Here is a 14,485-nt window from a genome sequence, read left to right on the forward strand (position 1 = left end):
GTCTTCCCTGTCGTATCGTCCCGACAATGGCTGAGGCGCCGTTAAGGGTCAAGAAGACAGATGCCCAAAACCCTATGCTTGGGTAGGTTTTCTGCGTCGCAGCAGGTGCGCGGGCATGGCGAGCATTCGGCGCAGCAGGGCTAAGGCCATGGCCCCCAAGGCAAAACCAACCCCGCCAAAGCTGAGCCCTTCGAAGGTCAGGGGCAGGGCGGGCTTATAGACCTCAAGCGCACGGCTGGCGATTTCCGGGTCGGTCATGTGCTGCATCAGGCTGGCGCGGGTAAAGGGGCCTGCGCCCTGCAAAGCCGCCAGATCGGCGGCCAGCGCGTCACGGCGGTCAATCGTCTGGGCCATGGTCTGCGCGCGTGATACGGCCATCTGGCTATTGCTGCCCGCCATATCGACCAACGCCGCCGCGCGCGATAGGCCCAGCTTGGCGGCGTCGGCGTCGAAATCGGCAACGACCCGCGTCAGCTCATCCACGGCGCCGCCTAGACGTTGGGCGTATTGCTGTGAAAACTCGGGGAATTGCGACAGGCCTGCCGCGCCGGTCAGGCCCGCGACAAAGGTGAGGGCACGAAAGATCATACTGCTCGCTCCGGTTTTTTGGGCGAGCTTAGCAGATTGGACCGTTCAAAACAGCGCCTTGATCCCGCGAATATGCGCCGCCTCCGCGCCCAGCACATCGGCGCATAGGTCTTTGGCCGTGTCCATCAGGTCGTCCGGCGCAACGATGCGGTCCACCAAGCCCCAAGTCAGCGCCTCGGGGGCCTCGATCTTTTGGCCAGCCATCAGCACCATCCGCGCCCGCGACGGGCCGACCAGCGCCTGCAATCGGCGGGGATCGGACGGTTGCGGCAGAAAGCCCAGCTTCATCACCGGATAGAACACCTTGGCACGCGGCACGCAGATCCGTAGGTCGCAGGCCAGCGCCATGCCCATCGCCCCGCCCGCCAGCGTGCCGTTCAGCGCACAGACCGACAGGCCCTGAAATCGCGCAATCGCCCCTGACAGGCGTTCCCAGATCGGGCTGGTCGCCAGCCCACTGGCCGCCGCCTCAAGGTCCATCCCGGCGGAAAAGGCCTTGCCGATGCCGGTCAGGATCAGCGCCTTGGCATCGGCGCTGTCTTCAACGGCGATGCACAGCGCCTCCAGCATTTCGCGGGTCAGCGCATTGGCCTTGTCAGGGCGGTTCAGGGTGATGATGGCCAGATCGCCATCGCGTTCTTCTAGGATCATATCAGTCCAACTTTCTTGCGGATCGCGTCGTCGCGCAGCGAAATTTCATCGCCTAGCCAATCGTCGGCACCTTCGCCGCTCATCCAGAGCAGCGCCTTGGCGGGCCAATCGGCGGGGATATGCGCCGACCAGTCAAGCTGACTGACGGGGTTGATGCCACTGGCCTTGATGTCGCGCTGCATTTGCGTGGCCACGGTGCCCGGTGACAGGCCAATCGCGCGGATTCCCTGATCGCGGTATTCCTTATCTAGGCTGCGGGTCAGCATCGCCGCCCCGGCTTTGGACGCGCAGTAATGCGACCATGCCTCAACGGGGCCATGCGCCGCGCCGGAACTGATGGTCAGGATCGTCCCGCCCCCTTGGGCCAGCATCACCGGCAGGGCGGCGCGCATCCCGTGATAGACGCCCTTGAGGTTGATATCGATCACCTGTCCCCATGCTTCGGGATCGCTTTCATCCATCCGGGCAATGGGTTCGATCGCGCCTGCGTTGTTGATCACCACATCCAGCGATCCAAAAGTATCCACCGTGGCCTGCACCGCTTGGGCCATTTCCCAATAGCGGCTGACATCGCAGGGGATGGCGATTGCGGACTGACCGATTTCTCCGGCCAGTGTCGCGATCTCATCGTGGCTGCGGGCAAGCAGGGCAACATTCGCCCCGGCATTGGCAAAGGCGCGCGCCGCCTCGGCTCCGATCCCACGGCTTGCGCCGGTGATCAGGACGGTTTTTCCTGTCAAGTGCATGAAGACCCCACTGGTGATTTCTGTCCAAGTGGTAAAGGGTGAAAACCAGCCGGTCCAGCCCCTTGACCCGTGCCCGGCTTGGCCCGACATTGAAGGAAACGATATTCTAGGAAGGATATACCAATGCTTGTTAAGTCGCGCATATTCAGCACGACCGCGCTGACCGGGCTATTGCTGGCCCAATCCGCCGCCGCCGATATCACCCCGGCCGAAGTCTGGGACGAACTGCATGGCTATCTGGAAGGGTTCGGCTACACCGTCGCGGCCACCGAAACCGCCAGCGGCGCTGACGTGAGTGTCACCGGCATCACCATCGCGACGGTTCTGCCCGAAAACCAAGGGACGGTCACTGTCACCGTGCCGGATTTGACGCTGGTGGATTTGGGCGATGGCAGCGTATCGGTCGAAATCGCATCGCAAAGCACCATGCTCATCAGCACCGAAGGCGCCGATTCCGAAGAGGTGGATGTTGAGGTTGGCCTGTCCATGACGGACATGGAAACCATCGTGTCGGGCGCACCGGGCGACATCGTGATCACGCAATCGGCGGCCTCGGTCACCGCCAGCCTGCTGAAATTGATCGTCGAGGGCGAAGAGGTGGGCCGCGACGTGGTGCGTGTGGACATGACCATGACAGACCTCGCCTCGGAAACCACGCAATCCGGCGATGGCATGACAGTGTCGGATCAGGTAATGACCGCAGGCGGGCTGACCTATGATCTGGCCTTTGCCGACCCCGAAGGATCGGGCCGCGGCATGCTCAAAGGCAGTATTTCGGATCTGGCCTTCGAAGGTTCCACCACCATCCCCGAAGACTTCGACGAAACCGATCCGGCGGATATGTTCCGTCAGGGCTTTGCCTTTGACGGCGGATTTGAATACGCGGGCGGCCAATCCGAGTTTGCCTTCACCGAAGACGATCAGACCACCAACGGCAAAACCAGCTCAGACGGCGGGTTCTTTGATATCGCGGTCAGTGCGCAGTCGTTCCTCTATTCGCTTGGTGCGACCGGGATGTCGCTGGATCTGTTCAGCCCGGAAATCCCGCTGCCCATTCAGGCCAACTTTGAAGAGGCGGGCCTAACCATTTCGATGCCGCTGGCCCAGAGCGACGCGCCCGAACCGTTCGAATTTGACGTGACCTTGGGCGGGTTCACCATGTCGGACCTGCTGTGGAACATCTTCGATCCGGGTCAGGTTCTGCCCCGCGATCCGGCCACCATCGCCGTCAATGCCACCGGGGCCGTGCGCCTGTTGCTGGATGTCTTCGATGAGGCCGCGATGGAGGCCGCTGGCGCATCCGACGCCCTGCCTGCCGAAATCGATAGCCTTGTCCTGAACACCCTGACGGTTGAGGCCGCAGGCGCCAGCCTGACCGGCACCGGCGCCTTCACCTTCGACAACACCGACACCCAGACCTTCGACGGCCTGCCGCGCCCCATCGGCTCGGTCGACCTGTCGTTGATCGGGGGGTACGGCTTGCTCGACAAACTGGTGCAACTGGGCTTCGTGCCGGAACAAGACGCCATGGGTGCCCGCATGATGATCGGTATGTTCGCCGTTCCCGGCGACACCGAGGACAGCCTGAAATCCAAGGTCGAAATCAACGACCAAGCGCATATCCTGGTGAATGGCCAGCGCATTCAGTAAGCTGAGATTAATCAGAAAAGGCCCCGCCAATCGCGGGGCCTTTTGCGTTCAAAGGTGGTTGCCGTCGGTGACGTAATCCTCGTATCGCTCACCCGCCTGTTGGGCGGCGGCGCGGCCGTGGCTGGCCCAGATCAACCCGCGTTTCAGCATCTCGTGGGCGGGGCCGCTGGCGATCACGTCGGGGTGGTGCCCAAGCGCGTTGTAGTACACCCGTCCCATGCCCCAACGCCGCGTCCAGGCGACGGGCATATCCACCGGCGGATTGGCCGAGTGCAGCCATTTGACCGTCGGAACGCGCGTGGTGGCCAGAACCGTATTCGCCGGGTCGACGTGTAGGTAGTACTGTTCGGATTCGACATCGAAATCCCCGATCCCTTCGGTCAGGGGCGAGGCATTTGGCCCCATCGTCACCCGGTACTTCACCCCATCCCCACCCGGATGCGCGACCCAGTTTGCACCAGTCATGAACTGCCACAGCACGTTTTCGCGGAACGCATCGCACATGCCCCCATGACACCCGGCAAGCCCGGTGCCGCGCCCGACCGCATCGCTGACATTCGCCGCCGCCTCAAGCGGGAGTTTATCCATCGTCCAGACCGGCACGATCACATCGTAGGCACAGAGCGTTTCGAGATCGTTAAATGGCTCAAGCGAGTTGACCGACGTCACCGCGACCCCGTCCCCCTCAAGGATCTTTCGGAAAATCCCGGCAACGGCCGAGGGGTGATGCCCCTCCCATCCGCCCCAAACAATCAAAGCCGTGCGCGTCATGATACCCTCCACTGTTAGCGCTATAGTTGCGCGGCGGGGGCGGGGGGTGTCAAGCGGGCCATTGTTTGGCCTGTGGTGCGATTGGCGCCGTGCATCATAGCAAAATGCGAAGATCAATTGGGCGACACGCTGGAACACCGCTCCGAGGTCAGGCCGAATGCAGACCCTTTCATCACCACAAAACATGTTCCCCAAACAAAAACACCCCGCGCCGACCGGCCCGGGGTGTTTTAAAAACCTTATCTGCCAACCAACCGATTACGCGGCGGCGACGCCGTAGATCTGGGCGATTTTGGCGACCGCCTGTTCGGGGGGCAGTTCTTCGCTTTCGCCGGTGCGGCGCGAGGTGAGTTCGACCACGCCGTTCTTCAACCCGCGCGGGCCGACGGTGATGCGCCAGGGCAGGCCGATCAGGTCCATTGTGGCGAATTTTGCGCCCGCGCGTTCGCTGCGGTCGTCATAAAGCGGCTCTAGCCCCATGGCGGTCAGCGATTTGTAGAGCGCCTCGCAAGCGCCGTCGGCCTCATCGTCGCCTTGCTTGAGGTTGACGATGCCGCAATGGAAGGGGGTCACGCCTTCGGGCCAGATGATGCCTTTGTCGTCGTGGTTCGCCTCAATCAACGCGCCCAGCAGGCGGCTGACGCCGATGCCGTGGCTGCCCATGTGGACAGGAACCTTGCCGCCTTTGCCATCATCGACCACGGCGTTCATCGCTTCGGAATACTTGGTGCCGAAGTAGAAGATCTGGCCAACCTCGATGCCGCGTGCGCTGCGCTGGCGCTCTGCGGGGACTTGGTTGTTGAAGATGATCCCGTCGTGGGTTTCGTCGGTGCGGGCATAGCGGCTGGTGAATTCTTCCAGCACGCCCTGACACTGTTCGACCGAGTCATAGTCGATCTGGCGGTCGCCGAACTTCAGTTCGGTGATCTGGCTGTCATAGAACACTTCAGATTCGCCGGTTTCGGCCAGAACAAGGAATTCATGGGTGTAATCGCCACCAATCGGGCCGCCGTCGGCGCGCATCGGGATGGCTTGCAGGCCCATACGTTCATAGGTGCGCAGATAGCTGACCAAATGGCGGTTGTAGGCGTGCAGCGCATCCTCTTTGGTCAAGTCGAAGTTATAGCCGTCCTTCATCAGGAATTCGCGGCCACGCATCACGCCGAAACGCGGGCGGATTTCGTCACGGAATTTCCACTGGATGTGATAGAGCGTCAGCGGCAGGTCTTTGTACGATCCGACGTAACTGCGGAAGACGTCGGTGATCAGCTCTTCGTTGGTCGGACCATAGAGCATATCACGGTCATGGCGGTCCTTGATGCGCAGCATTTCCTGACCGTAGTCATCATAGCGTCCGCTTTCGCGCCACAGGTCCGCCGATTGCAGCGTCGGCATCAGCATCGGGATATGGCCCGCGCGCTGCTGCTCTTCGTGGACGATCTGTTCGACCCGGCGGAGCACTTTGTACCCTAGCGGCAACCACGAATAGATACCGGCTGAGGCCTGTTTGATCATGCCCGTGCGCAGCATCAGCTGGTGGCTGACGATCTGGGCATCGGCGGGCGTTTCTTTCATTACGGGTAAAAAGTAGCGGGACAGACGCATCTTTAGGTCCTTTGGGCTTGATTGTGGACGGGTTTAGTGGCCATGAGCAGGGCAAGCAAGCAGGCGTTTGGATTTATGTTTAAACGCCTCTTGATAATTGAATGTGCAGGGCGCATTTGCGTCACTTGTGTAACGCACGGTGGACGAGCATTAAGCTCGGCGCCGGCTTGGAGTTTTCCCATGACATCGTGGGCTTTGATCGTCGCAGCGACGGTCCCGGTATATGCGGCAGTGATGCCTCGTAGACCTTTGTTGCGTGTAGGTATGTCTGTGATGGCAGGGTTTTGGGCCATCGGCAGCGGCGTAGCTATGTCGTCATTCATAGCATCCCAAGATTTGGCCTTTCTGGCGACATCGTTCTTGGCCGCTTTGCAAGTGCCTGTGTTTGGCTGGGTGGCTTATAAAGACCGGCTCAAACCGGCGGACCGTGCGCGCCGACTGCTTGGCGTGGTGATGATGTTCGGGGCGATCTTTGCCTTTTACCTGTCGCGACTTGCCTATCCTGACGCTGTCCTTGATCCCGCGTTTCGCATCCCTTGCGTGATCGTTCTGATGACACTGGGCTTTTTGACCACCCTGCGCCGTGGCGGCAATGAATGGCTGCTGGCTTTGCCTGCAAGTTGGGCCATCATTCACGCTGCCATCATCGTGCCCGAGCGGCCGATTTCAGCGATGGTGCTGATTACCTACGCGCTGTTGGCCTATGTCGCGACGAATGTGCATCGTTGGCGGGTTGTCTGGAGCCACAATCACCAACATTGACCTGGCCCGCCTTGAAACGGGCGGCCAGACGCGCGATGTAAGACCAAGACACAGCGCGGGGCAGGCATGGCACTTCCAGTTAAAGAACAAGCGAAATACTGGGGCGTGGCGACCGCTATCATTGCGGTCGTCCTTTGGTATCTGGGCGACGTTTTGTTGCCCTTCGTTCTGGGCGGCGCGATTGCCTATTTCCTTGATCCTGTGGCCGACCGGTTGGAGCGCTGGGGCCTGTCGCGTGCCCTATCGACGGCGGTGATTGCCATGGCGGCGGTGCTGATATTCGTCGTCATGGCGCTGGCCGTGATCCCGACGCTGGTGCAGCAGACCATTCAATTGGTCAATGTCGCGCCCGAGTTGTTCAAGAACCTGCAAAGCTTTCTGACAGACCGTTTCCCGTCCTTGATGGTGGAAAACAGCCCCGTGCGCGAAACGCTTCTCGGCTTTGGCGAGACGATCAAGTCGCGCGGAGGCGAACTGCTGAACTCGGTCCTCAGCTCGGCCATGTCAGTCATCAACGTGCTGATGTTGTTGGTGATCGTGCCTGTGGTGTCGGTCTATATGCTGCTGGACTGGGACAAGATGGTTGCCCGCGTCGATGAGCTTTTGCCGCGCGATCATGCGCCGGTGGTGCGCCGTCTTGCGGCGGATGTGGACCGGACCTTGGCAGGGTTCATTCGTGGCATGGGCACCGTTTGCCTGATCCTTGGGGCCTATTACGCCGTCGCGCTTATGCTGATCGGCTTGCAATTTGGCATGGTGGTCGGCGTTGTGGCCGGGATGCTGACGTTTATTCCCTATGTCGGGGCCATTGTTGGCGGGGCGCTGGCGATCGGCCTTGCTCTGTTCCAGTTTTGGGGCGAATGGCATTGGATTGTCGCAGTGGCGGTCGTGTTCCAGATCGGTCAGGTTATCGAGGGCAATATTCTGACGCCGCGTCTTGTCGGCAACTCGGTCGGGCTGCATCCGGTCTGGCTGATCCTTGCCTTGAGCGTCTTCGGCACCTTGTTCGGCTTTGTCGGGATGCTGGTGGCCGTGCCGGTGGCCGCTTCGATGGGGGTGCTGGCACGCTTTGCCGTGGATCAATATAAGGATGGGCGGCTGTATCGTGGCTTGTCGGAGAAGGACCGCACGTGAGCACTGAACAATTTGCTCTGCCTTTGGAATTCAAGCGATTGAATGCCCTTGGTCGCGGTGACTTTTTCATCAGCGACAGCAATGCGCTGGCCGTGGCAATGATTGACTGTTGGAATGGCTGGGCCGGGCGCAAGCTGGCGCTGGTCGGGCCAGCCGGGTCGGGCAAGACGCATCTGGCACATGTCTGGGCCAGCCTGAGCGGCGCGACCATCATCACTGCATCGGAACTGGCAGAAGCAGACATTCCGGCCTTGGCGCAGGGCTGCGTCTGCGTCGAGGACATCGAGGGCCTGTTTGGCGATGCCAAGGCCGAAAACGCCCTGTTCCACTTGCACAACCTGACGCTGGCCGAGGGCAATTCGCTCTTGGTGACAGCCCGTACCGCGCCAACGCAATGGGTCATCGCCTTGCCCGATCTGGCCAGCCGGATGCAGGGCACGCAGGTCACCCAACTGGGCGACCCGGACGATAAGTTGCTGGCCGCCGTTCTGGCCAAGCTGCTGTTTGACCGGCAGATCACGCCGGGCGTCGGGCTGATCCCCTATCTGGTGCCGCGCATGCCGCGGGCCTTTGCCGCCGCCCAGACTTTGGTCGATGCGCTGGACAGGGCCGCGCTTGCGCAGCGCAAGGACATCACCCGCGATCTGGCCCGCACCGTTCTGGTCGATTTGGGCTGGGACTAGGCCGAACGAAAACGGGGGGCACCATGGCCCCCCGCGTTTGGTTTATGTGGTTGACGGTCAGTCCCAGCAGCTGACCAGCACCGTGATATCAGCGGCCAGATGGGTCATATCCTCAGGCGCCATGACACCGGTGCCGCGCGCGGTTTGCACGGAAACCCCCGCCTGCGACAGAAACGGCTTCAGCGCCTCGGCCTTGGCGGCAAAAGCCACCGTGTCGGGCAGAACCCGGCCTGCGCTTTGTGTCTTGGACTGAAGCACACCCATCACCGCGCCGCTGGCGTCAAAGACGGGGCCGCCTTCATCGCCGGGCAGGGTGCTGACCTCAAGGCGGGATAGGGTGCTTTCGCCCTGAAGTCCGCGCAGATCGGCCAAGGTGCCAAAGGTTAGCGTCGGTGCGCCAAGCGCGCCTTCATACGAATAGCCCGCCACCGCGATTTCCGAGGAAAGGCGCGGCTGTGCGCTGGCAAAGCTGGCAACGCCCATCGGGGCAAGCGAGGTTTCGGGCTTCAGAACCGCCAGCCCAAGCGCAGCATCGCTGGCCTGCACACGGGCGTTGTACTGTTCGTTCAGGGTGATGCGGCGACAGGCCTCAACGGCCTCAAGCGTGGTGACAACCTGACCGCTGCCGCTGACAAACACGCCCGAGCGCGACAGTTTTGGCGTGCGGATCGTCAGGCCAGACACCAGATCAACCGTCTGACCGGCATCGGTCACGGCAGCCGGGTCAAGAACCGCGCCGGTGGTGCGGAAGCTGGCGATCATTTCATCCAGAACGCGGGTGCGGCGTTCTTCGTCGCCCGCGGGCCAAATCAGGGTAAAGCCCTTGATTGCGCCACCCGACAGTTCGGCCTGTGTGTAAGACACGATCCGGTCATTCGCCCCGGTCAGGGTAAAGCCGTTGCGGCCCCGTTCGCGCGGACCGTCCAGCGGGACAATCTCAAGCGTCTGCATGATCTCATACAGACCATAAAGCGTGTCCTGATCGCCGGGCTGCGAGATCAGCAGAACCCGCGAGCCCAGATCATTGGTAGATTTGTAATGCACAAACGGCGCTTCGTATTTGTCGAAGGCAACCACGCCCAAGGGCAGTTTCATTTCGATCCCGGCGCGGGCCTCAGCGGTCAGGCGCAGGCCCATTCCGTCCAGAACGGCGTTGTACTGGCGCAGCAGTTCGGCCCGTTGGCGGGTCGTCAGAATGCCGGTGTTTTCAAAGCCGTTGGCGTCTTGCCAGTCGCCCATCGACCGGCGGGTGCCCCGACCAAAGGCACCATCAATGGCCGAATTGTAGAAACCGGCCCATTGCAGCGCGATTTGAAGGTCTTTCTTTTCGTCCCGGCTTAGCTGCGCTTCACTGCGCTGTGCCTCACGTGGGGTTTCATCGGGTTCCGGCTCGGGCGCGGGGGCGGGTTCCGGCTGCACGGGCGTTGTTTCGGCCTGCGCCACTTGCTCGGGCTGCGGCTCAGGTGTCGCCTCAGGCAGGGGTTCTGCCGCGTTCTCTGCCAAGGCCGCGAAATTGGGCATCTGTGCGCCAATCGGCCAGAACTGCGAGTCATATTCGGACGGGGTGGCCACATAGCTGTCGCGGGGGATGGCCCCGGCGGCGCGCAATTCGCGCATATAGCGCAGCGCATCTTCGCGGTTATACGGCCCAAGCGCGATGCCATACCAGCCCGCGCCAAGCGAGAAGCCATTCACATCTTCCAGCGCCCCGGCATAATCGCGGGCCCGCTGTTCGGCCAAGTTCAGGCTGGGCTGCGCTTCGATCTGGATGTAGGCGACATCCTGTGCAACCGCTGCCCGCGCAAAGAAAAAGAATGCGGCTAAGCAGTAAAATAGGTTTTTCGTCATTGGAAAGGTGCCCTTGCCCTATCATGTCTTCTGATTAGTGGGGCCGATGTGTAACACAGCCAGACCGGGTTGCACGTCAAATTATGGCGATCACTGCAATTGACCCTGAACCTGTGTCCGAATAGGTAGTCGGCAGCTAAGTTCAGGGCAAACATCATGACCGACAAACCGACCAAGCCGCGCAGCTTTCAGGAAATCATTCTGCGCTTGCAGAATTACTGGGGTGCCAAGGGCTGTGCCGTGATGCAGCCCTATGACATGGAAGTGGGCGCAGGCACCTTCCACCCGGCCACCACGCTGCGTTCGCTCGGCTCGAAGCCGTGGGCGGCAGCCTATGTGCAGCCGTCGCGCCGCCCGACCGATGGGCGCTATGGCGAAAACCCCAACCGTTTGCAGCACTACTATCAGTACCAAGTGCTGATCAAACCGTCGCCGCCGGATCTTCAGGCGCTGTACCTTGGCAGCCTTGAGGCCATCGGCATCGACATGGACATGCACGACATCCGCTTTGTCGAGGATGACTGGGAAAGCCCGACGCTGGGCGCGTGGGGCCTAGGCTGGGAAGTGTGGTGTGACGGCATGGAAGTGTCGCAGTTCACCTATTTCCAACAGGTCGGCGGGCATGATTGCCACCCGGTTTCGGGCGAGCTGACCTATGGGCTAGAACGTCTGGCAATGTATGTGCTGGGCATCGATCACGTGATGGACATGCCCTACAACGATCCTCAGTCTCCGATTGCGCTGAAGTATGGCGACGTGTTCCGCCAGACCGAAGAAGAATACAGCCGACACAACTTTGATGCCGCCAGCACCGAAATGCTGCTGCGCCATTTTGAGGATGCCGAGGCCGAATGCGCCCGTATCCTTGATAACGCGGCAGAAGACCCCAAGACCGGCAAGCGCATTATCATGGCCCACCCGGCCTATGACCAGTGCATCAAGGCCAGCCATATCTTCAACCTGCTGGACGCGCGGGGCGTGATCTCGGTCACCGAACGCCAAAGCTATATTGGCCGTGTGCGGGCCTTGGCGAAACTGTGCGCCGATGCTTTTGTGCAGACCGAAGCTGGGGGCTGGGCCGCGTAAGCGGGCAGGGGTGCGATGAACGGCAAACTGGTTGGATCCATTGTGATAGGCGCGGCGCTGACATTCGGCGCGGTCGTTTATTACACGCAGGTCTATTATTACTACGACACCGTGCCCGCCAATGGCAGCACCGATGTCGTGCTGACCTCGCTGGCCACCGGCCAGCCCGAGGCCATTCCCTACGCCGATTTTCAGGCCATCGACGCCGGCAGCTCGCCCATTCGCTATCGGGCCTGCTTTACCACGACCATGAGCCTTGCCGCATTGAGCGAGACCTATGAGGCCTATGAAGGCGCGGTGCCGCGCAATGCGCCGGGCTGGTTCGAGTGCTTTGACGCCGAAGCCGTCGGTGCGGCGCTGGAAAGCGGCGAGGCGCTGCCTTTTACGGTGCTTCGCAACATCGAATTTGGCATTGACCGGGTGGCGGCCATCACCGCCGACGGGCGGGGCTATGTCTGGGAAGAAGTGAATGACTGCGGCGACAAGGCCTATGACGGCACGCCCTTGGGCGAGGATTGCCCAGAACGATAAGCGCTGCGTCCGGTGGCGGGTGTGGCAGGTGCGTATTTGGAAAGAGAAGAAGCAGGGGGACGGGATAGACCGTCTGGCGGCGCGCCAAGGGGCAGCCGCGACAGGGCAGGGCGCTGAACGCAGAGCGCCCTGAGCTTGATCCCCCCGCAGTGTACTGGAACCCCCTTTCGGGGATGGATGTGGTGAGACGATGCCCGACCTGCTGATCGAACTGTTCTCTGAGGAAATCCCGGCCCGTATGCAGGCGCGTGCGGCTGAGGATTTGAAAAAGCGCGTGACCGATGGTCTGGTTGAGGCGGGTTTGACCTATGTCGGGGCCGCAGCCTTTTCGACGCCGCGGCGTCTGACGCTGACCGTGCAGGGCCTGCTGGCCGAAAGCCCGACCCTGCGCGAAGAGCGCAAAGGCCCGCGTGTCGATGCGCCCGAGAAGGCGATTGAGGGCTTTTTGCGCGGTGCGGGTCTGACCCGCGACCAGCTTGAAGAGCGGGATGAGAAAAAGGGCAAGGTGTTTTACGCTGTGATCGAAAAGCCGGGTCGCCCGGCGGCTGAGATCATTGCCGAAGTGCTGGATGCAACCATCCGCAACTTCCCCTGGCCCAAGTCGATGCGCTGGGGGGCAAGCAGCCTTCGTTGGGTGCGTCCGCTGCACCGGATCACCTGCGTGCTGTCCGATGAGGGCGGCGCCGAGGTGGTGCCCTTCGAGATTGAGGGCATCAAGGCCGGGAACCAGACCGAGGGCCATCGTTTCATGGCGCCGGGCGCGATCACTGTGTCCGGCTTTGAGGACTATGAGGCCAAGCTGAAGCGCGCATTCGTGGTGTTGAACCCCGAGGAACGCGTCGAGATGATTTGGCAGGAGGCCACCAATCAGGCTTTCGCCAATGGTCTGGAAGTGGTCGAGGATCGCGGCCTTTTGGCCGAGGTCGCGGGGCTGGTGGAGTGGCCCGTGGTGCTGATGGGCAAAATTGGCGAGGCGTTTCTTGGCCTGCCGCCCGAGGTGCTGCAAACCTCGATGAAAGAGCATCAGAAGTTCTTCAGCGTCAAGAACCCCAAAACGGGCCGGATTGAGCGCTTTATCACCGTTGCCAACCGCGAGACCCGTGACAATGGGGCGACCATTCTGGCGGGCAACCAAAAGGTTCTGTCGGCGCGTCTGTCGGATGCTAAGTTCTTCTGGGAAAACGATTTGCGCGTGGCGCAGCGTCAGGGGCTTGAGGCCTGGACTGATCGCCTTGCCAATGTGACCTTCCACAATAAGATGGGCTCGCAGCGCGACCGTATCGCGCGCTTCACCGCGCTGGCGGGCGAATTGGCGGCTGTGACCGGGGCCGACGCGGCGCTGGCCAAGCAGGCCGCCACCGTGGCCAAGGCCGATCTATCGTCGGAGATGGTCTACGAATTCCCCGAGCTTCAGGGCCTGATGGGCCGCTATTACGCCGAAGCTGCGGGCCTGCCCGCCGAGGTGGCGAACGCCTGCCAGGAACACTGGTCGCCGCTTGGCCCGTCGGACGATGTCCCGACCGCGCCGGTGTCTGCCACCGTGGCCTTGGCCGACAAGCTGGATACGCTGACCGGCTTCTGGGCGATTGATGAAAAACCGACCGGGTCCAAAGACCCCTACGCGCTGCGCCGCGCCGCGCTGGGTGTGATCCGGCTGGTGCTGGTGAATGATCTGCGCATGCATCTGGACCGCTTTGTCGACGCGCAACTGCTGCGCCACCAGATCGCGGCCAATGGCGATGCCGAAGAGGCGCTGAAAGAAGAACTGCTGCGCGAAATTGCCGAACATGGCGTGTTCGGCGCAGCCGTGCGCACGGTGCTAGAGCGTTTGGACGGTGATGCGCCCGAATGGGTTGGCCAGATTGTCGAGCATAAGCCCGACACCAGTGACGACCTGCTGGCGTTCATCCACGACCGTCTTAAGGTCTTCCTGCGCGATGAAGGCGTGCGTCACGACGTGATCGACGCGTCGCTGGCGATGCCGGGCAAGGATGATCTGACGCAGCTGGTCAAACGCGCCCGCGCGCTGTCGGATATGCTGGGCACTGAGGATGGCACGAACCTTGTGCAGGGCTTCAAGCGGGCCAACAATATTCTGACGCAAGCCGAGGAAAAAGACGGGGTCGAATACTCGTTCGGGGCGGATGTGAAATTTGCCGAAGACGACGCCGAAAAGGCCTTGTTTGCCGCGCTGGATGCGGCTGAGGCCGAAATCGCCCCGGCAATGAAGGCCGAGGATTTCGCAGCGGCAATGTCGGCGATGGCGGGTCTGCGCCCGGCGGTCGATGCCTTCTTTGAGGCGGTGCAGGTCAATTCGGACAACGAAGTGCTGCGCCGCAACCGTCTGAACCTTCTCAGCCGCATTCGCCAGATCTGTCTGAGCGTTGCCGATCTGACCAAGATCGAAGGCTAATGGCTGGGGCCGGTCCG

Annotated in this window: 13 protein-coding genes; 7 read left to right on the forward strand and 6 right to left on the reverse strand. The window is 61.6% G+C overall.

The features are described from left to right. Positions 1 to 72 precede the first annotated feature (72 nt). Genes PRI8871_RS05155 through PRI8871_RS05165 form a run of 3 tightly spaced genes read right to left on the reverse strand, consistent with a single transcriptional unit; the run spans position 73 to position 1,985 of the window. Positions 73 to 588, reverse strand: a complete 516-nt coding sequence (locus tag PRI8871_RS05155) for a DUF2937 family protein (protein ID WP_108885080.1) — start codon at positions 586 to 588, stop codon at positions 73 to 75. Between the two features lie 45 nt (positions 589 to 633). Further along, positions 634 to 1,239 carry an enoyl-CoA hydratase/isomerase family protein gene (locus PRI8871_RS05160; protein WP_108885081.1) on the reverse strand — a complete coding sequence of 202 codons (606 nt, stop codon included), beginning with the start codon at positions 1,237 to 1,239 and terminating at the stop codon, positions 634 to 636. Further along, positions 1,236 to 1,985: an SDR family oxidoreductase gene (locus PRI8871_RS05165; protein WP_108885082.1), complete on the reverse strand. Its 750-nt coding sequence runs from the start codon at positions 1,983 to 1,985 to the stop codon at positions 1,236 to 1,238. Before PRI8871_RS05165 ends, PRI8871_RS05160 begins: the two co-directional genes overlap by 4 nt. Positions 1,986 to 2,108: 123 nt before the next feature. Between PRI8871_RS05165 and PRI8871_RS05170 the strand changes: the two genes are divergently transcribed. Beyond that, entirely contained in the window at positions 2,109 to 3,635 is a 1,527-nt protein-coding gene (locus PRI8871_RS05170; protein WP_108885083.1) for a DUF2125 domain-containing protein, read from the forward strand. A gap of 48 nt (positions 3,636 to 3,683) precedes the next feature. On the opposite strand, the gene PRI8871_RS05175 is transcribed toward PRI8871_RS05170, so the two are convergent. Beyond that, positions 3,684 to 4,406 carry a ThuA domain-containing protein gene (locus PRI8871_RS05175; RefSeq protein ID WP_108885084.1) on the reverse strand — a complete coding sequence of 241 codons (723 nt, stop codon included), beginning with the start codon at positions 4,404 to 4,406 and terminating at the stop codon, positions 3,684 to 3,686. A 258-nt stretch (positions 4,407 to 4,664) separates the two neighbouring features. Further along, positions 4,665 to 6,011, reverse strand: a complete 1,347-nt coding sequence (gene proS / locus PRI8871_RS05180) for a proline--tRNA ligase (protein WP_108885085.1) — start codon at positions 6,009 to 6,011, stop codon at positions 4,665 to 4,667. 309 nt (positions 6,012 to 6,320) lie between these two features. On the opposite strand from proS, the gene PRI8871_RS05190 reads away from it, so the two are divergent. The 3 genes from PRI8871_RS05190 to PRI8871_RS05200 all read left to right on the forward strand — a co-directional run bounded on the left by PRI8871_RS05190 (position 6,321) and on the right by PRI8871_RS05200 (position 8,590). Continuing rightward, on the forward strand, positions 6,321 to 6,773 hold the full coding sequence (locus tag PRI8871_RS05190) for a hypothetical protein (RefSeq protein WP_146188654.1): 453 nt from the start codon (positions 6,321 to 6,323) through the stop codon (positions 6,771 to 6,773). A 66-nt stretch (positions 6,774 to 6,839) separates the two neighbouring features. Further along, complete coding sequence (locus PRI8871_RS05195) at positions 6,840 to 7,907, forward strand: AI-2E family transporter (protein ID WP_108885088.1); 1,068 nt, start codon at positions 6,840 to 6,842, stop codon at positions 7,905 to 7,907. Further along, positions 7,904 to 8,590, forward strand: coding sequence for a P-loop NTPase family protein (locus PRI8871_RS05200; RefSeq protein WP_245897769.1), 687 nt, complete (start codon positions 7,904 to 7,906; stop codon positions 8,588 to 8,590). Before PRI8871_RS05195 ends, PRI8871_RS05200 begins: the two co-directional genes overlap by 4 nt. A 57-nt stretch (positions 8,591 to 8,647) precedes the next feature. Here PRI8871_RS05200 and PRI8871_RS05205 read toward each other — a convergent pair whose 3' ends face one another. Further along, positions 8,648 to 10,438: a serine protease gene (locus PRI8871_RS05205; RefSeq protein WP_108885089.1), complete on the reverse strand. Its 1,791-nt coding sequence runs from the start codon at positions 10,436 to 10,438 to the stop codon at positions 8,648 to 8,650. Positions 10,439 to 10,594: 156 nt separating this feature from the next. Here PRI8871_RS05205 and PRI8871_RS05210 point away from each other — a divergent pair, with 156 nt between their 5' ends. The 3 genes from PRI8871_RS05210 to glyS all read left to right on the forward strand — a co-directional run bounded on the left by PRI8871_RS05210 (position 10,595) and on the right by glyS (position 14,468). Next, positions 10,595 to 11,524, forward strand: a complete 930-nt coding sequence (locus tag PRI8871_RS05210) for a glycine--tRNA ligase subunit alpha (protein ID WP_108885090.1) — start codon at positions 10,595 to 10,597, stop codon at positions 11,522 to 11,524. 15 nt (positions 11,525 to 11,539) lie between these two features. Further along, positions 11,540 to 12,055 (forward strand): DUF6446 family protein, encoded by a 516-nt coding sequence (locus PRI8871_RS05215; protein WP_108885091.1) that lies wholly within the window; start codon positions 11,540 to 11,542, stop codon positions 12,053 to 12,055. A 190-nt stretch (positions 12,056 to 12,245) separates the two neighbouring features. Continuing rightward, the gene (gene glyS / locus PRI8871_RS05220; RefSeq protein ID WP_108885092.1) at positions 12,246 to 14,468 is read left to right on the forward strand and encodes a glycine--tRNA ligase subunit beta; all 2,223 of its coding nucleotides are present in this window, start codon (positions 12,246 to 12,248) and stop codon (positions 14,466 to 14,468) included. The last annotated feature ends 17 nt before the right edge of the window (positions 14,469 to 14,485 follow it).

It is taken from the genome of Pseudoprimorskyibacter insulae (genome assembly GCF_900302505.1).
GTDB lineage: Bacteria > Pseudomonadota > Alphaproteobacteria > Rhodobacterales > Rhodobacteraceae > Pseudoprimorskyibacter > Pseudoprimorskyibacter insulae.